This is a genomic window from Agrobacterium deltaense RV3, from assembly GCF_900013505.1.
In the GTDB taxonomy this organism is placed as follows: Bacteria; Pseudomonadota; Alphaproteobacteria; order Rhizobiales; family Rhizobiaceae; genus Agrobacterium; species Agrobacterium leguminum.
Genome location: NZ_LT009746.1, coordinates 1,340,050 through 1,357,048 on the forward strand (window position 1 = coordinate 1,340,050; position 16,999 = coordinate 1,357,048).

The window sequence follows — 16,999 nt, forward strand, 5'->3', positions numbered from 1 at the left end:
GATGAGCATAGACAATGAGAACGAAGAAGTGAATTAAGGGCATTTGGTGGATGCCTTGGCATGCACAGGCGAAGAAGGACGTGATACGCTGCGAAAAGCCGTGGGGAGCTGCGAATAAGCTTTGATCCATGGATCTCCGAATGGGGCAACCCACCTCAGATATCTAGAAAATCTGTTTTGCTAAACACCTTGATTGTTTTGAACGGTCTGATGGGCTTCCCATACAGACCGCTAGGTCGTCGCCGATCGTTCGGCGCGCCGTCCGCAGGCCTTCGGCCGTGAGGACAGAACAAAACCCGGTATGTCCGGGTTCGAGGGTTCAGCGAAAGAGGTTTCTAGATATCGCAATGAGGTATCTGCACCTGAATACATAGGGTGTAAGAAGCGAACGCAGGGAACTGAAACATCTAAGTACCTGCAGGAAAGGACATCAACCGAGACTCCGCAAGTAGTGGCGAGCGAACGCGGACCAGGCCAGTGGCAATGATGAATAAAGCGGAACGATCTGGAAAGGTCGGCCATAGAGGGTGATAGCCCCTTACGCGTAGAACAGTCATTGTCCTTGAGTAGGGCGGGACACGTGAAATCCTGTCTGAACATGGGGAGACCACTCTCCAAGCCTAAGTACTCGTGCATGACCGATAGCGAACAAGTACCGTGAGGGAAAGGTGAAAAGCACCCCGACGAGGGGAGTGAAATAGAACCTGAAACCGGATGCCTACAAACAGTCGGAGCCCGCAAGGGTGACGGCGTACCTTTTGTATAATGGGTCAACGACTTAGTGTAACTAGCAAGCTTAAGCCGGTAGGTGTAGGCGCAGCGAAAGCGAGTCTGAATAGGGCGATTGAGTTAGTTGCATTAGACCCGAAACCGAGTGATCTAGCCATGAGCAGGCTGAAGGTTGGGTAACACCAACTGGAGGGCCGAACCCATAACTGTTGCAATAGTTCGGGATGACTTGTGGCTAGGGGTGAAAGGCCAATCAAACTCGGAAATAGCTGGTTCTCCGCGAAATCTATTTAGGTAGAGCGTCGACCGAATACCCTCGGGGGTAGAGCACTGGATGGGCTATGGGGACTCACCGTCTTACTGATCCTAACCAAACTCCGAATACCGAGGAGTACTAGTCGGCAGACACACGGCGGGTGCTAACGTCCGTCGTGAAAAGGGCAACAACCCTGACCTCCAGCTAAGGTCCCCAAGTCATGGCTAAGTGGGAAAGGATGTGAGGATCCCAAAACAACCAGGATGTTGGCTTAGAAGCAGCCATCATTTAAAGAAAGCGTAACAGCTCACTGGTCTAAATAAGGGTCTTTGCGCCGAAAATGTAACGGGGCTAAAGCCATGCACCGAAGCTGAGGATTTGCGAGTAATCGCAAGTGGTAGCGGAGCGTTCCGTAAGTCTGTGAAGGCGGACCCGTGAGGGCTGCTGGAGATATCGGAAGTGCGAATGTTGACATGAGTAACGATAAAGGGAGTGAGAGACTCCCTCGCCGAAAGACCAAGGGTTCCTGCTTAAAGTTAATCTGAGCAGGGTTAGCCGGCCCCTAAGACGAGGCGGACACGCGTAGTCGATGGGAACCACGTTAATATTCGTGGGCCTGGTGGTAGTGACGGATCTCGTGTGTTGTTCAACCTTACTGGATTGGTTGGGCGGCGAAGAGGTTCCAGGAAATAGCTCCACCGTATAGACCGTACCCGAAACCGACACAGGTGGTCAGGTAGAGTATACCAAGGCGCTTGAGAGAACTATGTTGAAGGAACTCGGCAAATTGCACGCGTAACTTCGGAAGAAGCGTGACCCTTTTGTACGCAAGTATGATGGGGTGGCACAGACCAGGGGGTAGCGACTGTTTATCAAAAACACAGGGCTCTGCGAAGTAGCAATACGACGTATAGGGTCTGACGCCTGCCCGGTGCTGGAAGGTTAAAGGGAGGGGTGCAAGCTCTGAACTGAAGCCCCAGTAAACGGCGGCCGTAACTATAACGGTCCTAAGGTAGCGAAATTCCTTGTCGGGTAAGTTCCGACCTGCACGAATGGCGTAACGACTTCCCCGCTGTCTCCAACATAGACTCAGTGAAATTGAATTCCCCGTGAAGATGCGGGGTTCCTGCGGTCAGACGGAAAGACCCCGTGCACCTTTACTATAGCTTTACACTGGCATTCGCCAAGGCATGTGTAGGATAGGTGGTAGGCTTTGAAGCAGGGACGCCAGTTTCTGTGGAGCCATCCTTGAAATACCACCCTTATCTTCGTGGATGTCTAACCGCGGTCCGTTATCCGGATCCGGGACAGTGTATGGTGGGTAGTTTGACTGGGGCGGTCGCCTCCGAAAGAGTAACGGAGGCGCGCGATGGTTAGCTCAGACCGGTCGGAAATCGGTCGTCGAGTGCAATGGCATAAGCTAGCCTGACTGCGAGACTGACAAGTCGAGCAGAGACGAAAGTCGGTCATAGTGATCCGGTGGTCCCGTGTGGAAGGGCCATCGCTCAACGGATAAAAGGTACGCCGGGGATAACAGGCTGATGACCCCCAAGAGTCCATATCGACGGGGTTGTTTGGCACCTCGATGTCGACTCATCGCATCCTGGGGCTGGAGCAGGTCCCAAGGGTATGGCTGTTCGCCATTTAAAGCGGTACGTGAGTTGGGTTCAGAACGTCGTGAGACAGTTCGGTCCCTATCTGCCGTGGGTGTAGGAATATTGACAGGATCTGTCCCTAGTACGAGAGGACCGGGATGGACGTATCTCTGGTGGATCTGTTGTCCTGCCAAGGGCATAGCAGAGTAGCTATATACGGAATGGATAACCGCTGAAGGCATCTAAGCGGGAAACCAACCTGAAAACGAGTGTTCCCTATCAGAGCCGTGGAAGACGACCACGTTGATAGGACGGGTGTGGAAGCACAGCAATGTGTGAAGCTTACCGTTACTAATAGCTCGATCGACTTCTTCGTTCCCATTGAATATGTTCATCGAACAAAGTTCGATGACATCATCTTCTGTCCTCACGGGCCAAAGGCCCTGCGGACGGCGCGCGCCATAAGGCGCGACGGACTAGCGTCCTGTATGGCTGCCTCGCTCGGTCTCGAGCAAAGGTGGAATGCGGATCGGTCACAGAAAGACGTGTAAATTAAAACGAAGCGCAAGCTTCCCAGCTTCTCGAAAACAACAGTTTCCATGTGAAAACATGGTCTGTGATCGCTTGGATCAGACGTTGCCTCATATGCGAGGTGACCGTATGGCCAATTGGTGTCCCCTGTGAGCGAAAGCGAACAGGATAAGGTACACCAATCAACAAGCAATCATATGATCCATGCGAAACGCATGGATCATATGTTGCGTTTTGCCGACCTGGTGGTTATCGCGGGGCGGCTGCACCCGTTCCCATTCCGAACACGGCCGTGAAACGCCCCAGCGCCAATGGTACTTCGTCTCAAGACGCGGGAGAGTAGGTCGCTGCCAGGTCTGCAAAACGCAACTCAAAATCTTCTCAATCACTAAAGGGCAAAAATGCCCAAATCAAAAGGCCGCAAATGCGGCCTTTATGCTATAATAAAACAAGTCAACGCGGGGTGGAGCAGCCCGGTAGCTCGTCAGGCTCATAACCTGAAGGCCGCAGGTTCAAATCCTGCCCCCGCAACCACTGAGACTTGAATATTTGACCATTCAAGCCGCTTCACAGAAAGCTCCTCCGCGTAAGCGTCGAGGAGCTTTTTGCGTTTCTGCTCCGTATCGAGTTCACCGGCGCGAAGCTTCTCCAGATAATCGTGCTGCTTCAGTGCCTCGAACTGCTTCTCCAGGATCGTTGCGGCTTCCATCGCCGCGAGGATCGAGGCGATGCGGCCGTGGACTTCGAGGGATGCCGGCTGGTGGCCCGGGGTCTTGCCGATCACCACCTTCTGGATGAACTGGCGCACGAGGTTGATGAAGGGCTGCTTTGTCCCGGTATCGGCGTGTTCGCGCAGGTAATAGAATGCCGAGTTGATGATCAGCTCGACAGCTTCGGGGCTGACTTCCGCCTTCAGCTTCCTGATCTTCTCCCCGAAATCCTCCTCGGTCGGCGCCTGCTTCAGCCGAGCCTCGAGGCCGGCGCGGCGCTCCTCCAGCGTGTCGAGCATATCGTCGAGCGCAGCCAGACGAGGGCGCCCTTCGGCTGCGCGATCGCTGATCTGCTGGATGATCTGGCGCTGTTCCTGTTCGGCAGCCTTCAACTCCCTGCAAATCTGCTGGCGCTCGTCCGGTTCCTTCTTCATCGAGGCAGCAAGGTTCTGGCGCGCCTGTCCGGCGACATCGTCGAACACGCCCATGCCGAAGAAGGCGGCAGGGAGGCAGGACAGCACCCGATCCTCCAGGTTCTTGCGGAGAATGGTCTTCTGGTTGGAGCAGCAGGTACCACCGAGCCCGTCGATTGGCAGCTTGTTCTTGTGGTTCGAGCAGCCGTAACGCTCCTTGGCCATGATGGCGTATTAACCACCGCATTCGGCGCATTCCAGCATTCCGCTCAGCAGGTAGCTCGGTCGGTGTGTCCTGTTCAGCCGATTGGTGGTCGTCCGGGAAAAGTTCTCGAGCGTCGTCAGTTGCCGTTCTTTTACGCGCGCCCAGAGTTCGTCGCTGATGATGCGCATGGACGGCACTTCCGTCACGACCCATTCGCTTTTGTCGTTGAGGCGAGCGGTTCGGCGTTCGGTCTCCGGGTTCTTGCGGTAGTTCTGCTTGTTCCAGACGATCCGGCCGACATAGAGCTCGTTGTAGAGGATGCCGGCCTGCCGCTTGCCGTCACCACGGATCGTATCGTCGCGCCAGTACTTGTGCTGCGGTGCAGGGATATGGCGCGCATTGAGGCTCGCGGCGATCGCCGCGGGACTGACCCCATTCGCATATTGCTCGAAGATCCAGCGCACGATCTCGGCCTGGGCCGGGTCGATCTCGCGCAGGCCCTTGATCCGGTCACCGTTGGCGTCGCGCTGCTGGCCGAGACGGTAGCCGTAAGAGAGGCGAGTGGTTGCGATACCCTTGCGCGCCGCCGTCTTCATGCCTTCTCTTGTGCGGTAGCGGATCTGCTCGACCAGTTCGTGACTGAGCGTGGAGCGCATATGCAGCTCCATATGGCTGATCTCCTGACCAGCCTGCACGGTCCAGATCGCCGTGTCGTGGTAGTTGAGTTCCTTGAGGATTTTTGAGCTGTGCTCGACGTCGCGCGACAGTCGGTCGACGGTGACACAGAGCACGACATCAATCCGCTCGCGCTTTACATGCGCCAGTAGTTGTTGGATGCCGGGACGCGATGTGAAGGAGGTTCCGCTGATTGCGGAGTCGGCATAGGTCTCGACCAGCTTCCAGCCCCTGTCGGCGACAAACGTCTTGCCGAGTTCGATCTGTGTTTCGATCGACACTTCGTTCTGGCGGTCGGTCGAGTAGCGGGCGTAGAACAATACGGTCTTGGTCATCGGGTCTCTCGTATCGAGATGAATTTAGGGGCATCGTAACCGGCGGCGGGGTGCTTGGGAGCCCCGCAGCGATGCCAGATCATCATGGTCTGGCGGTTGGCAGGTACTGGCGGCAATAATTGCCGCAATAAGGAGCCGCTCCTCAGCGCTGGTCAGTAACCCATCGTGGCGCGGTAGGCCGCGGCCGCATCGGTGTTGCCGCCAATCCAACCATGTTGCTGAAGCTTGAGAAGGCTATCGACGACGCCATCGCGCGCGCCGCACCACGTCCAGCCGGTATCGACGGGGCGGATAATGAAGACTTCGGTGGCTGTCACCTTGATCCGCGTCGCGCCTGTCTCTGCCTTGACGGCTTCGCGAAACAGGCGGTCCAATTCCTTGATCCGGCGTTTCTGTTCGACCGTCAGGTTTGCTGACTGGACGCGCTGAAGAGTCTTCGGTGGGATGGGCGTCGTGGGGATACGGTGGGTGAGGACGAACACGCCGTGAACCTGCTTGCGACGCCAGGGTGCCCTGTCGATATCGACCATAAGGCCGCCATTGGTCACGTCGCAAAACAAACCACCACTGATGGCGACGCGATGGTTGTTCAGAAACACGATGCACGGGTGGCCCTGCTGGATGCCCGTGCGGGCTTTTAGGTATGCAGCGAGGGTCGGACGACCTTTGACGTCGTGCCGTTCTCCAGCATAGCCCAGCAATCGCAGGGTGCTCTCGATCTCGTCGTCGTGCATCTTTGTGATCGCAGGAGCGCGACGACGGTCTACCCAGCCAGCCCCATGACGATTGAGCCGCACGGCATCGCGAACGCGGGACATCGGCTCACCCGTGACGGAAGCCATGGCTGCTGTGCCGGAATGCAGCCGGCATTTGGTGTCGTTGTCGACATCGTGGAGGTGATGGGTTTTAACTGCAACGATGGCAGACGGATGCGGGATAATAATCGACATGGAATCTCCTTATAGTCGTGGATCGTCGTCGCTTGCGACGGCGATCCACGCGGAGAACTTCCTCGCGCATGCGGCCGGTGCAGATTCCAAGACCGGAATCGTCCTTGCACTCGATGTCCCGGGACGGCTGGAGCGTGGCGCCGTCGACATGGAAAACGTGAACCATGGGCGCCTCCTTTCCGTTGCGGGCTGGCCTGTTGAACACTTGTCGGTGCCAATAGCGCACAAAGCCCGGCCTTTCTCAAGTGTCCTTAATTGTATGGCTTTCGATGCCAGTTTGCTGAAAGTTACTGGAATTCCCGAAATGGTACGGCTGGAATCGTTGATCTGCGGGGAAACGCCATCAGCGACCCAAACGGCTGTAAGCCATTGTTAAGTATAGAGTTATGAAAACTGTTGCGGATGTGCAACGCACTTGTTGCCGGGGCCTGTCCGTCAATCGTGGATCGAGTGTCGGCCCACGTCCCCCGTGAAAATGCTCGAAACATTCGATTCAGGATAAACGGCGTTTAACCGAGTAATGGGGGGAGGTGTCGCAGAGATTGCAAACGCCGTTAGGCGTTCCCATGGCAGCGTTGGGATGACCAGCGGCCGGAACCGCAGTTGGCAGGTCGAACGAAACTGCTCAGTCGCCCTCGTCGGCACCGTCAGGATAAAGCAGATGGGGCTTGCGGCGGAAGGGCCAGTCGCCGTCTGCGTACTTCTCGACGAGCTCATCGACGACGGTGCGGGATGCGCGTTCATCGAAACCCTGCCGAACAAGCATCTCGATGACGAGAGACCGAAAGGCTTCCAGCGCATCGTGGCTCCCCTTCGCCACCATGCTCGAAATCGACATGAACAGTGCCGTGCGGGCCACATCGTCTCGTCCGGGGCGCTTGGCCTTTCTGTCGGCATCACGCAGCTTCTGCTGTCGCTCGCGCTGTTTGCTGTTACGGATCTCCTCGGACTTTGCTGGCATGCACTCTTCCCCGTCAGGTCTCCGGCTACCGATGCCAGACCGTCGTCGCTGCGGCAACGCCGTTTGCATGGAATCGGAAATCCCGGTTTATGAATCGTTTTTTTTGGGTTCTGAATCAAATGAGCGCAATTTGAGATCAATTGCGGGCACGTTGAGACAGGTCGAGATAACCTGGCGAGGGACAAACGGCGGTCGTGAATCAAATGACCAGCGTTTGGAATCAAAAATATCGGACCTTGAATCAAATGAGCGCAATTTGTCTCGACGTGCGGACACGTTGAAACGACTTGTGGGCAAGCTGACGGAAATCACAAGCGGCTTCCTGTCGCGCTTGCGCCTGCAGGACCATCTCCATTCCGGAATATGAGGCGGCGAACCGAAATCGTCCCGGCCGTTTGCGCGGAATGTGCCATCTCCGGGTGGGAATCAGGCGTTGCCCTTGACGGCGAGACGCTGGCTTCGTGTTTACTTCGTCGCGTGTTCCCGTGACGGAAAAACTACTTCGTGAAGGCCTTAAATGTGGGAGGTCGGCTATCCTGCTCCGGATTCTGGATTTTGCGGTGAAATAAATACGATCAAATCTGAAGTGAAATTTTTTAATAAATATCGTATATATCGATATTGATTGATTAATACGTCGTTTATATTTAAATATAATTGCTGAAAACCACAGAGAAATAAAGATTATAATCGAATATATACTATGAAGATATTTTACTTGAATTTGCATTACATCCGTATTGGCGCGATCATATAGTCATCCGATGCGTTGTTCGTCGGATACATTGTAAACGCGACACACGGAGACTTCCATGCGCACCAGAAATACCAAGAACACTGCGACCGCCGCCCTCTCCTATAACTATGAAGAGGAGGGGATCGGGCACACAACGCGCGATCTGCTCGAAAGCAGTGCTGCCCATATCTTCGACCTCGGGCGCCGCACCACCGAGCAGACTTTCGAGCTCGGCGACCACTTGAGCCGTGCTGCCGACCTGCTGGCCGACGGCCGGTTCGATCATTGGGTAAAGATGCGCTGCGGTCTCGCACCGCGCAGCGCCCGCAATTATACTGCGGTGTACCGCAACCTGACACCCTACCGTGATGAACTGGTCGACCTCTCGGTCGGCGCGACGGTGTTGTTCCACCTGAGTTCGGCAACCGACGATCAGGTCAAGGCGGCTATCGCCTTTGCCGAGGAGAACGGGCGCCTTCAGGTCGTCGACGTAAAGACCATTCTTTCCGGTGGTGAGGAGGGTGGCGACAAGGTCGAGAAGGACGATCAGTTCTGGGTCGGCGGTGTGGCTGGACTGAAAGTGTTGATTGCGGCCAAGATCCGCGATGGAGTGAAGGCGTTCATCGAGCACGTCGTGACGATCTGCAAGGCGGTCGAGGCTGCGCTCAGCAGAAGCCGCGTGATCAAGGAGGCGCTGGCGAAGGAGATCCAGGATATCGCCCGCGTCGCGCGTCAGGAACTGGAAAGCCTGGCCTTGTTCATCGAGCCGGAACTCGATTATGGTCGCAACACCAAGCCCACGAAATTCCCGAAGAAGACCGGCTGGATGGAGGTCAACGACACGCTCTACACATTGGGTGGCGTCGATGGCTGGCCGAAGTCGAAAGACATGCGTGACTGGCTTGCGCTGCATGTGCTCCCGGTGCTCGGCTGGGCGGTGTCCAAAGAGCGGAAGCCGGAATGGCCGCTCGCGGCGCCAACTGCTCCGGCTTCGGAACCGGCGGTTCCGGCAGAGGCGGACAGCGTCGGCGATCGTCACGATGCCGAGCCGGTAATGTCGGACGAGGTCTCTGACGATGCCGATGTCACGGATGAGGTGATCGACCGGTTTGGCGCGGCGCTGGAGGAGGCGACCGGCGGCTTCATGACGGTGAGCCGTGAGGCGCCGCGAAACCGCAGGCAGTTTGCCGAGGTGCCGGCGCTTGGCGATGACAGCGTCGCCGAGGCTGAACTCGTACCCGCCGTCACGCCGTAAGATGCAGTTTGCACGAAGGCCAGTGAAGCGGCCTTCCCGCCAAACTCGAAAGGGCCGCATGTCGGCCCTTTTCCTTTTTCCTGATGATGGCGAGTGAAAACGCGCAGGCCGACCGCTGCGATCACCGGACGCGTTCATCGGCCCGGGCTTCGTGAGCCCGCCGTTAACTATGTACCGGCTTTGTTCTTTTTTGCTCTCCCGGGTCCTTGAGCCCGGCTCCCGGTCCTGCCAGGTTGGGGTCGTTCGGGAGACCGGACACAAAACGGCCCAAGGCAGCGCGCCAACGCTACCAAGGGCCTGACCCTCAGCCTTCTTACGAAAGGAATCGGGCTATGACCACGTTTACCTCTATGACCCCCACAGGGGAAGTTCTCCGTTCGACCGCAGCAGCGGCATCGATGTTCTCCCACCACTCATTCGGTATCGGTGCCTACAGCATCGGCGAGCCGCCCGCATTGCGCCGCCATCCCCACATCGTTCGCTTCCGTGACGTCGAGGCCGATCTCGATCTGCTGATCGACCGCGCCATTGCGGCAATCGCTGAAGGCGAACCCGTCGAGGACGAGATCCTCGGCCACTACGTTCATATCGCCTCACTCGTCCGCGCCGTCTCGTTCCGCGAAGGCAAGCTGCTGGAGCAAGCGGTTGATCGTCTGGCGAAAACCAATCCAAACATCACCGTGCTGACGCAGTCGCTGAAACTGCCGTTGGTCAAGGCGGCGCTCGAAGCCGTCGCCGGAAACGACTGGTCGTCCCTTGACGGCGTGAAGCTCGATTGCGAGGCACCGGCCAAGGGTAGTTACACGCCGGACCTGATCGTCGTAAACCGCGCGCGGCACACGGCCTACATTCTCGACGTCAAGCGTTCGCTCGCCTCGTACGGTGACACCAGCCGCCTCGAAGAGCTGAAGTTCAAGATGATGGCCGGCGCCATGGTGCTGCCCGACTGGCTCTATAAAAACCAGAAGCGCCTGATGGTCGACACTGTCGAGATTGCCATTGTGGATGGCGCCAGCCGCCCGAGCGATCATGCCAACGGCATCTGGGCGCTTTCCGAGATCGACGACCTGCTCGAGATCGACGGTGTCGCCGCCTGCATGGCCGAACTGCGTCTGCGCTTCGGCCGCCGCGTGCAGCAGCTTCTCGAGGCGGAAGCCCGTAAGGCGCTGGGTGTGGTGGCAATTGCCAACTCGGATACGGCGCCCGCCGCTGCCATTATCGCAAACCGGCTGATCGCTCTGAACGGTCCGGCCCGCACTTACGAAGAGGAGCGGGCCATGGCTGCTGATGAAGAGGACGACGGTCACGACCATCTCGGTTGCTTCGACGATCAGGACGAAGAGCCCGAACCGGTCCGTATCCGGGTCGGCTTTGCCCGCCGTCCGCGCCGGCACTGACGCGCCGCTAGCCTAACGGCACTGATCGCGGCCGCGCGTGAAGTGCGTGGCCGGCTTCTCCAGTCCTTTCCATTCCATGAACGCCGGATGCGATGCGCTCCGGCGAGGAGACAGTCATGTCCATCGATACCCACAGCCCGTCTGTGGCCGGCTTCCGTTGCGAAGCGGTCACGACCGACACCATCGCTTTGCCTTGCCTTCACAGCAGGCTCGTCAATATCCCTCTTGTACACTCCGATGACGTGGACCACGGTTCGAGCGATGGCGACGATCCCGCCGTTCTGATCGGGCTGGCTCTCGCCTTCGTCCGGCAAGGTTCTTTGCTGGATGGCCTTCTGCCGGAGCCTCTGATGCTGCGGTTGCGCGCACTTGCCGAGGGCGGCAATGCGGCATGCCGCCTGCTGCTCGACTGGCTGCGAAGCCGCAACCGGGATCTCGGTCGGTCCCGGAACGAACACCTGAGCCTGTCTGGCTCGATCGGTTCGTCGGCTGACGGGCATCCGCCGCGTCGTTCGCCGCGCGAGCGTGTGTTGGCGCGGATCCCGAAGCCCGGTGCCATCGACGGGCGGCGGCGTGGTCGCACGCGTCCGCGGGATCCTATGCCGAACGCCCAAACGGCAATTATTGCCGCGGAGACGGGAGGTCGGATTGATGGATAAGCTTGCTCGTCTGTTTATCCGCCGCCTTCGTCATCTTGCCCGCCGCGAGGCACGCCGGATCGCCCTGCGCAACGGTCTTCTGGAAAGCAAGATCGTCGATGTCGATGGTCATCTCACCTGCCGCTACAGCCCGGCTTTTGACACGACACGACTGACCGGCGATCCGATCCGTGACGATACCTGGTTCCGGCGGAATTTTGCCGATTGGCTTGTCGCACCGAAAGAGACCGGCAATCCCGGGGCGGGTTCCGGTGGCGATGGTGTCGTGACCGCCGGGATCGTTCATCCGCCGCTCGCCTCGCAACTCGTGGCCCTGCCTCGGGCGCGTCGCGGTACAATCGCACATGACGGAGTGCTGGGTAACGGAGTCGATCGGCGTACCTACGCCGTCGGGCTCGTGGATCGGGCAGTCACTCAGCCACTGGTCAGTCACATTGTTGCAACCCTGGTTCTGGCGCGCGCGGCGCGGAGCAGCGGGCGGTCGCTTCGGGAGATCGTTTATACGCTGACCCGTGTGACACCGGTCGTCACCCTCCATGCGCCACTTGCGGGCTTCGAGGGGCAAGTGCTGCGACTCCTGGAGAAATCCCGGCTGGTGCCGGGCGGCCCGTTTGCGATCGTCGATGCGGACCACATGTTCAACGACGATCACTTCGATGTCTTCGAAGGTGAGGCACGCAGGCGCCTGATGACCTTCTCGGGCGCCGGCGTGCATCGTGTCACGGGCAATGCCCTGCGCCGGCGGATGCTCAGTGCGCTGTCGCGTGACTTGTCGATCCTCGCCATCGCGGAAAAGCGATCGGACATTCCCTCGCTCTTGCAGATCTCCGCCGACCTGTCGCTGGAAACGGGAAAGCTCGATCGCAGGTTCGTCACTGATCTGGTCGAGGTGCTTTACCCTGACGAGGCAATCGAGATACTTGGCCTGCCGTCGGATTCCGATGCGCGCTGGTTGTCGCTGGAGGATCTGGTTCTTGCCTTTCGTCCGGGGCGGCATGTTCGCGACGTGCTGCACGTCCTTGCCACGCTCATCGAGCGCAATCGCAGTGACTTCGAGGAAGAGGAGGACGGTGGTGGCGGGAGCGACGACAAGGCATCCGGTTCGGCATCGTCGAGCACATCCACCGAGAAGCCCCAAGGCTCGCACGAAAAGCCGAAATCGTCCGACACCGATAGCAACGGTCGCTGGAAGAAGGACAAGCCGTCGGGCGCTGAGGTGATCCAGCCGGAGCCTTTGCCGACGGTGGGCGAGATCGGCCACAAGCCGCCAATGACCGTCGAAACGCTATCCGGATATGGCAAGGCGAAGGACTGGGCGCTCGATCTCAAGGCAGATCTGGATGATTACCGGGCGAGCATCCTCTCCTGGTCGGAGATGAGCACCAGGCTTTTGCTGTCCGGTCCGCCCGGGACCGGCAAGACCACCTTTGCCCGGGCGCTGTGCAACAGCCTGCAGATCCCGTTGGTCGTCACCTCCGTCTCGACCTGGCTGCAGGGCGGTCATCTCAACGACGTCATCGACAGGATGAGCAAGACATTTGTCGAAGCGCGGGCCATGGCGCCGGCGATCCTGTTCATCGATGAGATCGATGGTATTGGCAAGAGGCAGCCGGCGGAGCGGGAATATGCCGACTATTGGAATACCGTCGTCAACAAGGCGCTGGAACTGCTCGACGGCGCCGTCAAAAACGAAGGGCTGATTGTCGTCGGCGCGACCAACCGGCCCGATCATATCGACGAGGCCATCAAGCGCTCCGGACGATTGGAGACCCATATCGAAATCCCGAAACCTGACGTGCCGACGCTGGCCGAAATCCTGGCTCATCATCTCGGCGACGATGTGACATCGCTGATCCGGGAGCCATTACCAGAAAGCTGGTCGGAAGCCGGGGACGGATTCTCGCTGAAGAGGATCGTTGCCGACTATCTGGAGGAAGACGCAGAAAGTGAACGGAAGGGCGCCAGCCGATGACGGAGCCACAGAATAGCGACTCGGCGGTAGCCACCGCACAGCCGGACCACTCCGTCGACGAAGTCCTGAGGCGACTCGCCACGCGGGCCATGGGGCTGACGGGTGCGGATATCGAGCGCATCGTCCGCGAGGCGCGTTTGAAGGCGCGCCGCAGAAAGCGGGCGATCCGCTATGAGGATATCGAAGAGGGCATCCGCGGTTATCGTCCGCCCGTGCCCCATAATCTGCGATGGCGCTTCGCCTTCCACGAGGCAGGGCATGCGGTCGTGCATCATGCGCTCGATCTCGGCCCCGTTCGCGGTCTCAATATCGATTCCGGCGAGGGCGGCTACAATCTCGTCGGCTTCCACGTCTGGGCGACTGATACCCGCGACTGGTACGAAAACATGCTGACCATGCTCATGGCCGGGCGGGCTGCCGAGCAACTGGTGCTCAAACGTGTCTCGAGCGGTTCCGGAGGCAGTGACGATAGCGATCTGGCGCGGGCCACGCGGCTTGCCTTCGATATGGAGCGCACCCTTGGCTTCGGGAGCGAGCATCCGCTGCTCTATCGGCCCCATCGCGATCCGGGCGCGGTGCTCGACCGTGAACCCGAACTGGCGGCTCGGGTTCATGGAAAACTGGATGCGGCACTCGACCGGGCGGCGGCGATCCTCAGGAGGCGCAGGCCCACCTTCAACGCCCTGGCCAAGGCGCTGTTCGTTGCTCAGGCATTGGATGAAGAGGCCGTGCTAGGAATCATGACGTCTTGAATCGTTCGGGCGATGAGGGGCGGAGGGGCCGCCGTCATGGCAGCGTTATTGAAGGCGCGCGAGCCGCACGAAGTCATGGTAAGCGATCTGGTCAAAGATAAGATCAGCTCTACCGCAATAGGTCGGGAGGTGAGGGCACGCGCCATGCTCGTTCAGCAAAAAAACGCGACGTCCAGTCCAGTGCGAGATTGCAGTCGACCTCAAGGGTCAATTTACTTGCGCGGCTAAGCCGCGCCGCGTTGTTTCCTGTGGGAGCTCATCGATGAAGGTTACAGAGACTTATTTCTTCTGCTACCTCTGATTTTACATGGGGGTTGGGGAACTCGTTTTATGAACGACGTACATTTTTCGGTTAATACACGACTGACAAGACTTCTGGGTGAAACCTATCGATCGAGTGAAGCAGCCCTAAAGGAACTGGTCGACAACGCATGGGACGCTGACGCCAAAAATGTTTGGATCACATTGCCGGCGCCTATGTCGTCTGATCCGATTATCGTCCGCGACGACGGTTCGGGAATGACATCTCTGGAAATGAGGAACGAATACCTGAACATCGCCAGCGATAAGCGGGCACGTACAGGCGAACGGACGCCTCTTCTCAAGCGGAAGGTCAAGGGTCGCAAGGGCATCGGTAAGTTCGCTGGCCTGTCATTGGCAAGTCGGATGGATGTTTCAGCGGTCGCGCGAGGTCGGAAATGCAGCCTGACCATCGACAAACTCGTCCTGGCCGAGAACGAGAACGACTTGGAGGCAGTGCCGCTACCATTCATCGAGGAGGATGGAGGCGAAGCTCCTGCAGGCACTACAATCATTCTGTCCGGTCTCGATAGCCGTTTGAATTTCCCAACGCCGGACCGATTTCGAGAAATCCTCGTGCATGAGTACGGCCGGGAGGAGTCTTTCAAAGTATTTGTGAACGAGGCGCAGCTATCCGTCGACGATGTTCCTGGTGTATCGCGGGAAGTTGAGCAGATGCTTACGGAGAGCGGCTCAGTTCGACTGAAGTTCACAATCGCGGACGGGAAAAAGGCCCCTAAGGCTCCGGGCATAGTGCTGAAGGTGGACGGGAAGGTCGTCGGGAAGCCAATGATGTTTGGCCTAGATGATGACGAGGAAATTCCCTTTAAGTTGTCGAAACGAGTCTACGGAGAGGTGGAACTCGAGGGTAGCGACCACTTCGTAACTGCCGATTGGGGCGGCGTGGTTGAAAATAGCAAGGCGTTCCAGGAAATCCAATCCTATGTAAAATCGATCGTCAAAGAAGGGCTTAGGGAGAGCCACTCTCGCGATATGAACCTTCAGCTAGCTCGATTGAAGAAGCAGTTGGACGCTAGGCTGAAAGACCTCCCCGAACACCGCCGACGCTACGCAGAGGAAGCCCTCCACCGGATTTTGCAGCGTTTCTATCGGGAAAGCGAAGACCGCATTTCGACGATCGCAGAAGTCGCGCTCGACGCCATGGAGCATGACGCCTACTGGGCCGTACTGGAGCGGATAAATGCCACCGATCGGACAGATGTCAGTTCCTTTGCAGCGGCGCTTGAAGATTTTGGGATGGTTGAGCTCTCTGGGATCGCTGCTCAAGCGACCAGGCGAGTGAGATTTCTGGACTACCTCGAGGAGCTTATCGACAACGAAGCGACCCTCGAAAAGGACGTCCATAAGGCCTTCGAGACGAATTTGTGGCTTCTCGGCCGCCAATACGCTCTGATGTCATCGAACTTGACCCTGAAACGGGTCATCGCGAACTATAGTGATAAGGAATTTACGGGCGAGCGGGCCTCGAAACGACCTGATCTTTTGTTGTCGCAGGATTTAGCTGACAGTTATCTTCTGATTGAATTCAAACGCCCCAACCATCCAATTTCTCGGGAAGACATTGCTCAGGCCGAGCAATATCGCGATGACTTGTCAGGGACCATCACCTCAAGCAGTCCGTTAAGGATCTTGATGATCGGTAAGGGCTCTGCAGCCTCTATGGACAAGAGGTATGGGACTGACATGACGACGGTTAGTTCTTACGCAAGCGTGCTTTCGTCCGCTCGCACGGAACTCAACTGGCTGATTTCATCGCTAACCTTCGAATAGGAATTGTCGATGTCACAAACGAAATCCGCGCTATCGTCGCGGCCGGGGCTTGGGACTGTTGTCTGGAGGACTTGGCACACGGCAGCATTTTGAAGTTACAGCCCTGGACGATTCTGTCCGCTCCAGGCCCCGTTCGGCCGTTCTCCATATGACAAACGGACGTTTTCCGCTGAGCAGTTTCAGCGCGCTAGTTCTTGAATAACAGGGCCGGAGGTTCATATCCCATCAAGAGCGCGGTTTGCCTCCTGAAATTGCTTCTCCGCGGCGACGGAGGGGTTCGCGACACAGCCGATGTCGCAGAGATTGGCTTCCCGAGATATTGCACCGGTCCAGCCGCACCTGCCAACTTGGTCGCCCGTCATGCATCGGATATGAACCAGCCTGTTACTTGCGGTGGTGTCGCGGTTTATCCCGACGACATTATTTTCGGTGACAGCGAGGCCGTCATCGTCATTCCTCGAAAATCCGTTGCCGAGATTGCTGACGAGGCTGTCTCGATGGAAGAGCAGGAAGTGTTTCTGAAGGCCGAAATCGAAGCCGGTAGGTCTACCCTCGGCGATTATCCTCCAAATGCGGAAACGCTTACCCGTTTCGACGTATGGCGAGAAAAGTCTTCCATTGGAGCAAGTATCGAACATCCTACGAAGACTGGCGGTGGAGGAAACTGCGCAGCCAGTCTTAACATTGCGAGCATCGCACGTTCAATGAGCGTAGGAGTGCCTCGAACATCGGGACAATCAAAATCTCAGGCACACCTCGGAAAATGGGCAATGATTG

At 57.8% G+C, this 16,999-nt stretch carries 11 protein-coding genes, 1 tRNA gene, 2 rRNA genes and 1 pseudogene; 12 read left to right on the plus strand and 3 right to left on the minus strand.

The annotated features are described in order from the left end of the window. Positions 1-22: 22 nt before the first annotated feature. From AGR7B_RS20530 to AGR7B_RS20540, 3 genes are all read left to right on the plus strand, one after another. A 23S ribosomal RNA gene (locus tag AGR7B_RS20530) occupies positions 23-2,956 on the plus strand. Positions 2,957-3,352: 396 nt separating this feature from the next. Further along, positions 3,353-3,467 (plus strand): 5S ribosomal RNA (rrf, locus tag AGR7B_RS20535). A gap of 101 nt (positions 3,468-3,568) precedes the next feature. Beyond that, positions 3,569-3,645 (plus strand) — tRNA-Met (locus tag AGR7B_RS20540). An 823-nt stretch (positions 3,646-4,468) separates the two neighbouring features. Here AGR7B_RS20540 and AGR7B_RS26270 read toward each other — a convergent pair. Beyond that, on the minus strand, positions 4,469-5,449 hold the full coding sequence (locus tag AGR7B_RS26270; protein WP_245317727.1) for a recombinase family protein: 981 nt from the start codon (positions 5,447-5,449) through the stop codon (positions 4,469-4,471). Between the two features lie 152 nt (positions 5,450-5,601). After that, the gene (locus tag AGR7B_RS20550) at positions 5,602-6,399 is read right to left on the minus strand and encodes a hypothetical protein (protein WP_080857721.1); all 798 of its coding nucleotides are present in this window, start codon (positions 6,397-6,399) and stop codon (positions 5,602-5,604) included. Here AGR7B_RS20550 and AGR7B_RS26015 point away from each other — a divergent pair. Then, entirely contained in the window at positions 6,398-6,775 is a 378-nt protein-coding gene (locus AGR7B_RS26015) for a hypothetical protein (RefSeq protein WP_162934214.1), read from the plus strand. The genes AGR7B_RS20550 and AGR7B_RS26015 overlap by 2 nt on opposite strands. Positions 6,776-7,024: 249 nt before the next feature. On the opposite strand, the gene AGR7B_RS20555 is transcribed toward AGR7B_RS26015, so the two are convergent. Continuing rightward, positions 7,025-7,360 carry a hypothetical protein gene (locus tag AGR7B_RS20555; protein WP_062654142.1) on the minus strand — a complete coding sequence of 112 codons (336 nt, stop codon included), beginning with the start codon at positions 7,358-7,360 and terminating at the stop codon, positions 7,025-7,027. A gap of 67 nt (positions 7,361-7,427) precedes the next feature. Here AGR7B_RS20555 and AGR7B_RS26020 point away from each other — a divergent pair, with 67 nt between their 5' ends. From AGR7B_RS26020 to AGR7B_RS26275, 8 genes and pseudogenes are all read left to right on the plus strand, one after another. Continuing rightward, on the plus strand, positions 7,428-7,727 hold the full coding sequence (locus tag AGR7B_RS26020) for a hypothetical protein (RefSeq protein ID WP_162934215.1): 300 nt from the start codon (positions 7,428-7,430) through the stop codon (positions 7,725-7,727). Positions 7,728-8,172: 445 nt separating this feature from the next. After that, positions 8,173-9,351: a hypothetical protein gene (locus AGR7B_RS20560; RefSeq protein ID WP_080857722.1), complete on the plus strand. Its 1,179-nt coding sequence runs from the start codon at positions 8,173-8,175 to the stop codon at positions 9,349-9,351. Positions 9,352-9,683: 332 nt separating this feature from the next. Beyond that, positions 9,684-10,748, plus strand: coding sequence for a hypothetical protein (locus AGR7B_RS20565; protein WP_080857723.1), 1,065 nt, complete (start codon positions 9,684-9,686; stop codon positions 10,746-10,748). A 116-nt stretch (positions 10,749-10,864) separates the two neighbouring features. After that, the gene (locus tag AGR7B_RS20570) at positions 10,865-11,407 is read left to right on the plus strand and encodes a hypothetical protein (RefSeq protein ID WP_080857724.1); all 543 of its coding nucleotides are present in this window, start codon (positions 10,865-10,867) and stop codon (positions 11,405-11,407) included. Next, complete coding sequence (locus AGR7B_RS20575) at positions 11,400-13,379, plus strand: AAA family ATPase (RefSeq protein WP_080857725.1); 1,980 nt, start codon at positions 11,400-11,402, stop codon at positions 13,377-13,379. The genes AGR7B_RS20570 and AGR7B_RS20575 overlap by 8 nt, the downstream gene beginning before the upstream one ends. Then, complete coding sequence (locus tag AGR7B_RS20580; protein ID WP_080857726.1) at positions 13,376-14,131, plus strand: FtsH/Yme1/Tma family ATP-dependent metallopeptidase; 756 nt, start codon at positions 13,376-13,378, stop codon at positions 14,129-14,131. The genes AGR7B_RS20575 and AGR7B_RS20580 overlap by 4 nt, the downstream gene beginning before the upstream one ends. Positions 14,132-14,461: 330 nt before the next feature. Beyond that, positions 14,462-16,222: an ATP-binding protein gene (locus AGR7B_RS20585; RefSeq protein ID WP_080857727.1), complete on the plus strand. Its 1,761-nt coding sequence runs from the start codon at positions 14,462-14,464 to the stop codon at positions 16,220-16,222. Positions 16,223-16,488: 266 nt separating this feature from the next. Then, a pseudogene (locus AGR7B_RS26275) lies at positions 16,489-16,830 on the plus strand (RraA family protein); the annotation flags it as partial. Positions 16,831-16,999: the final 169 nt, after the last annotated feature.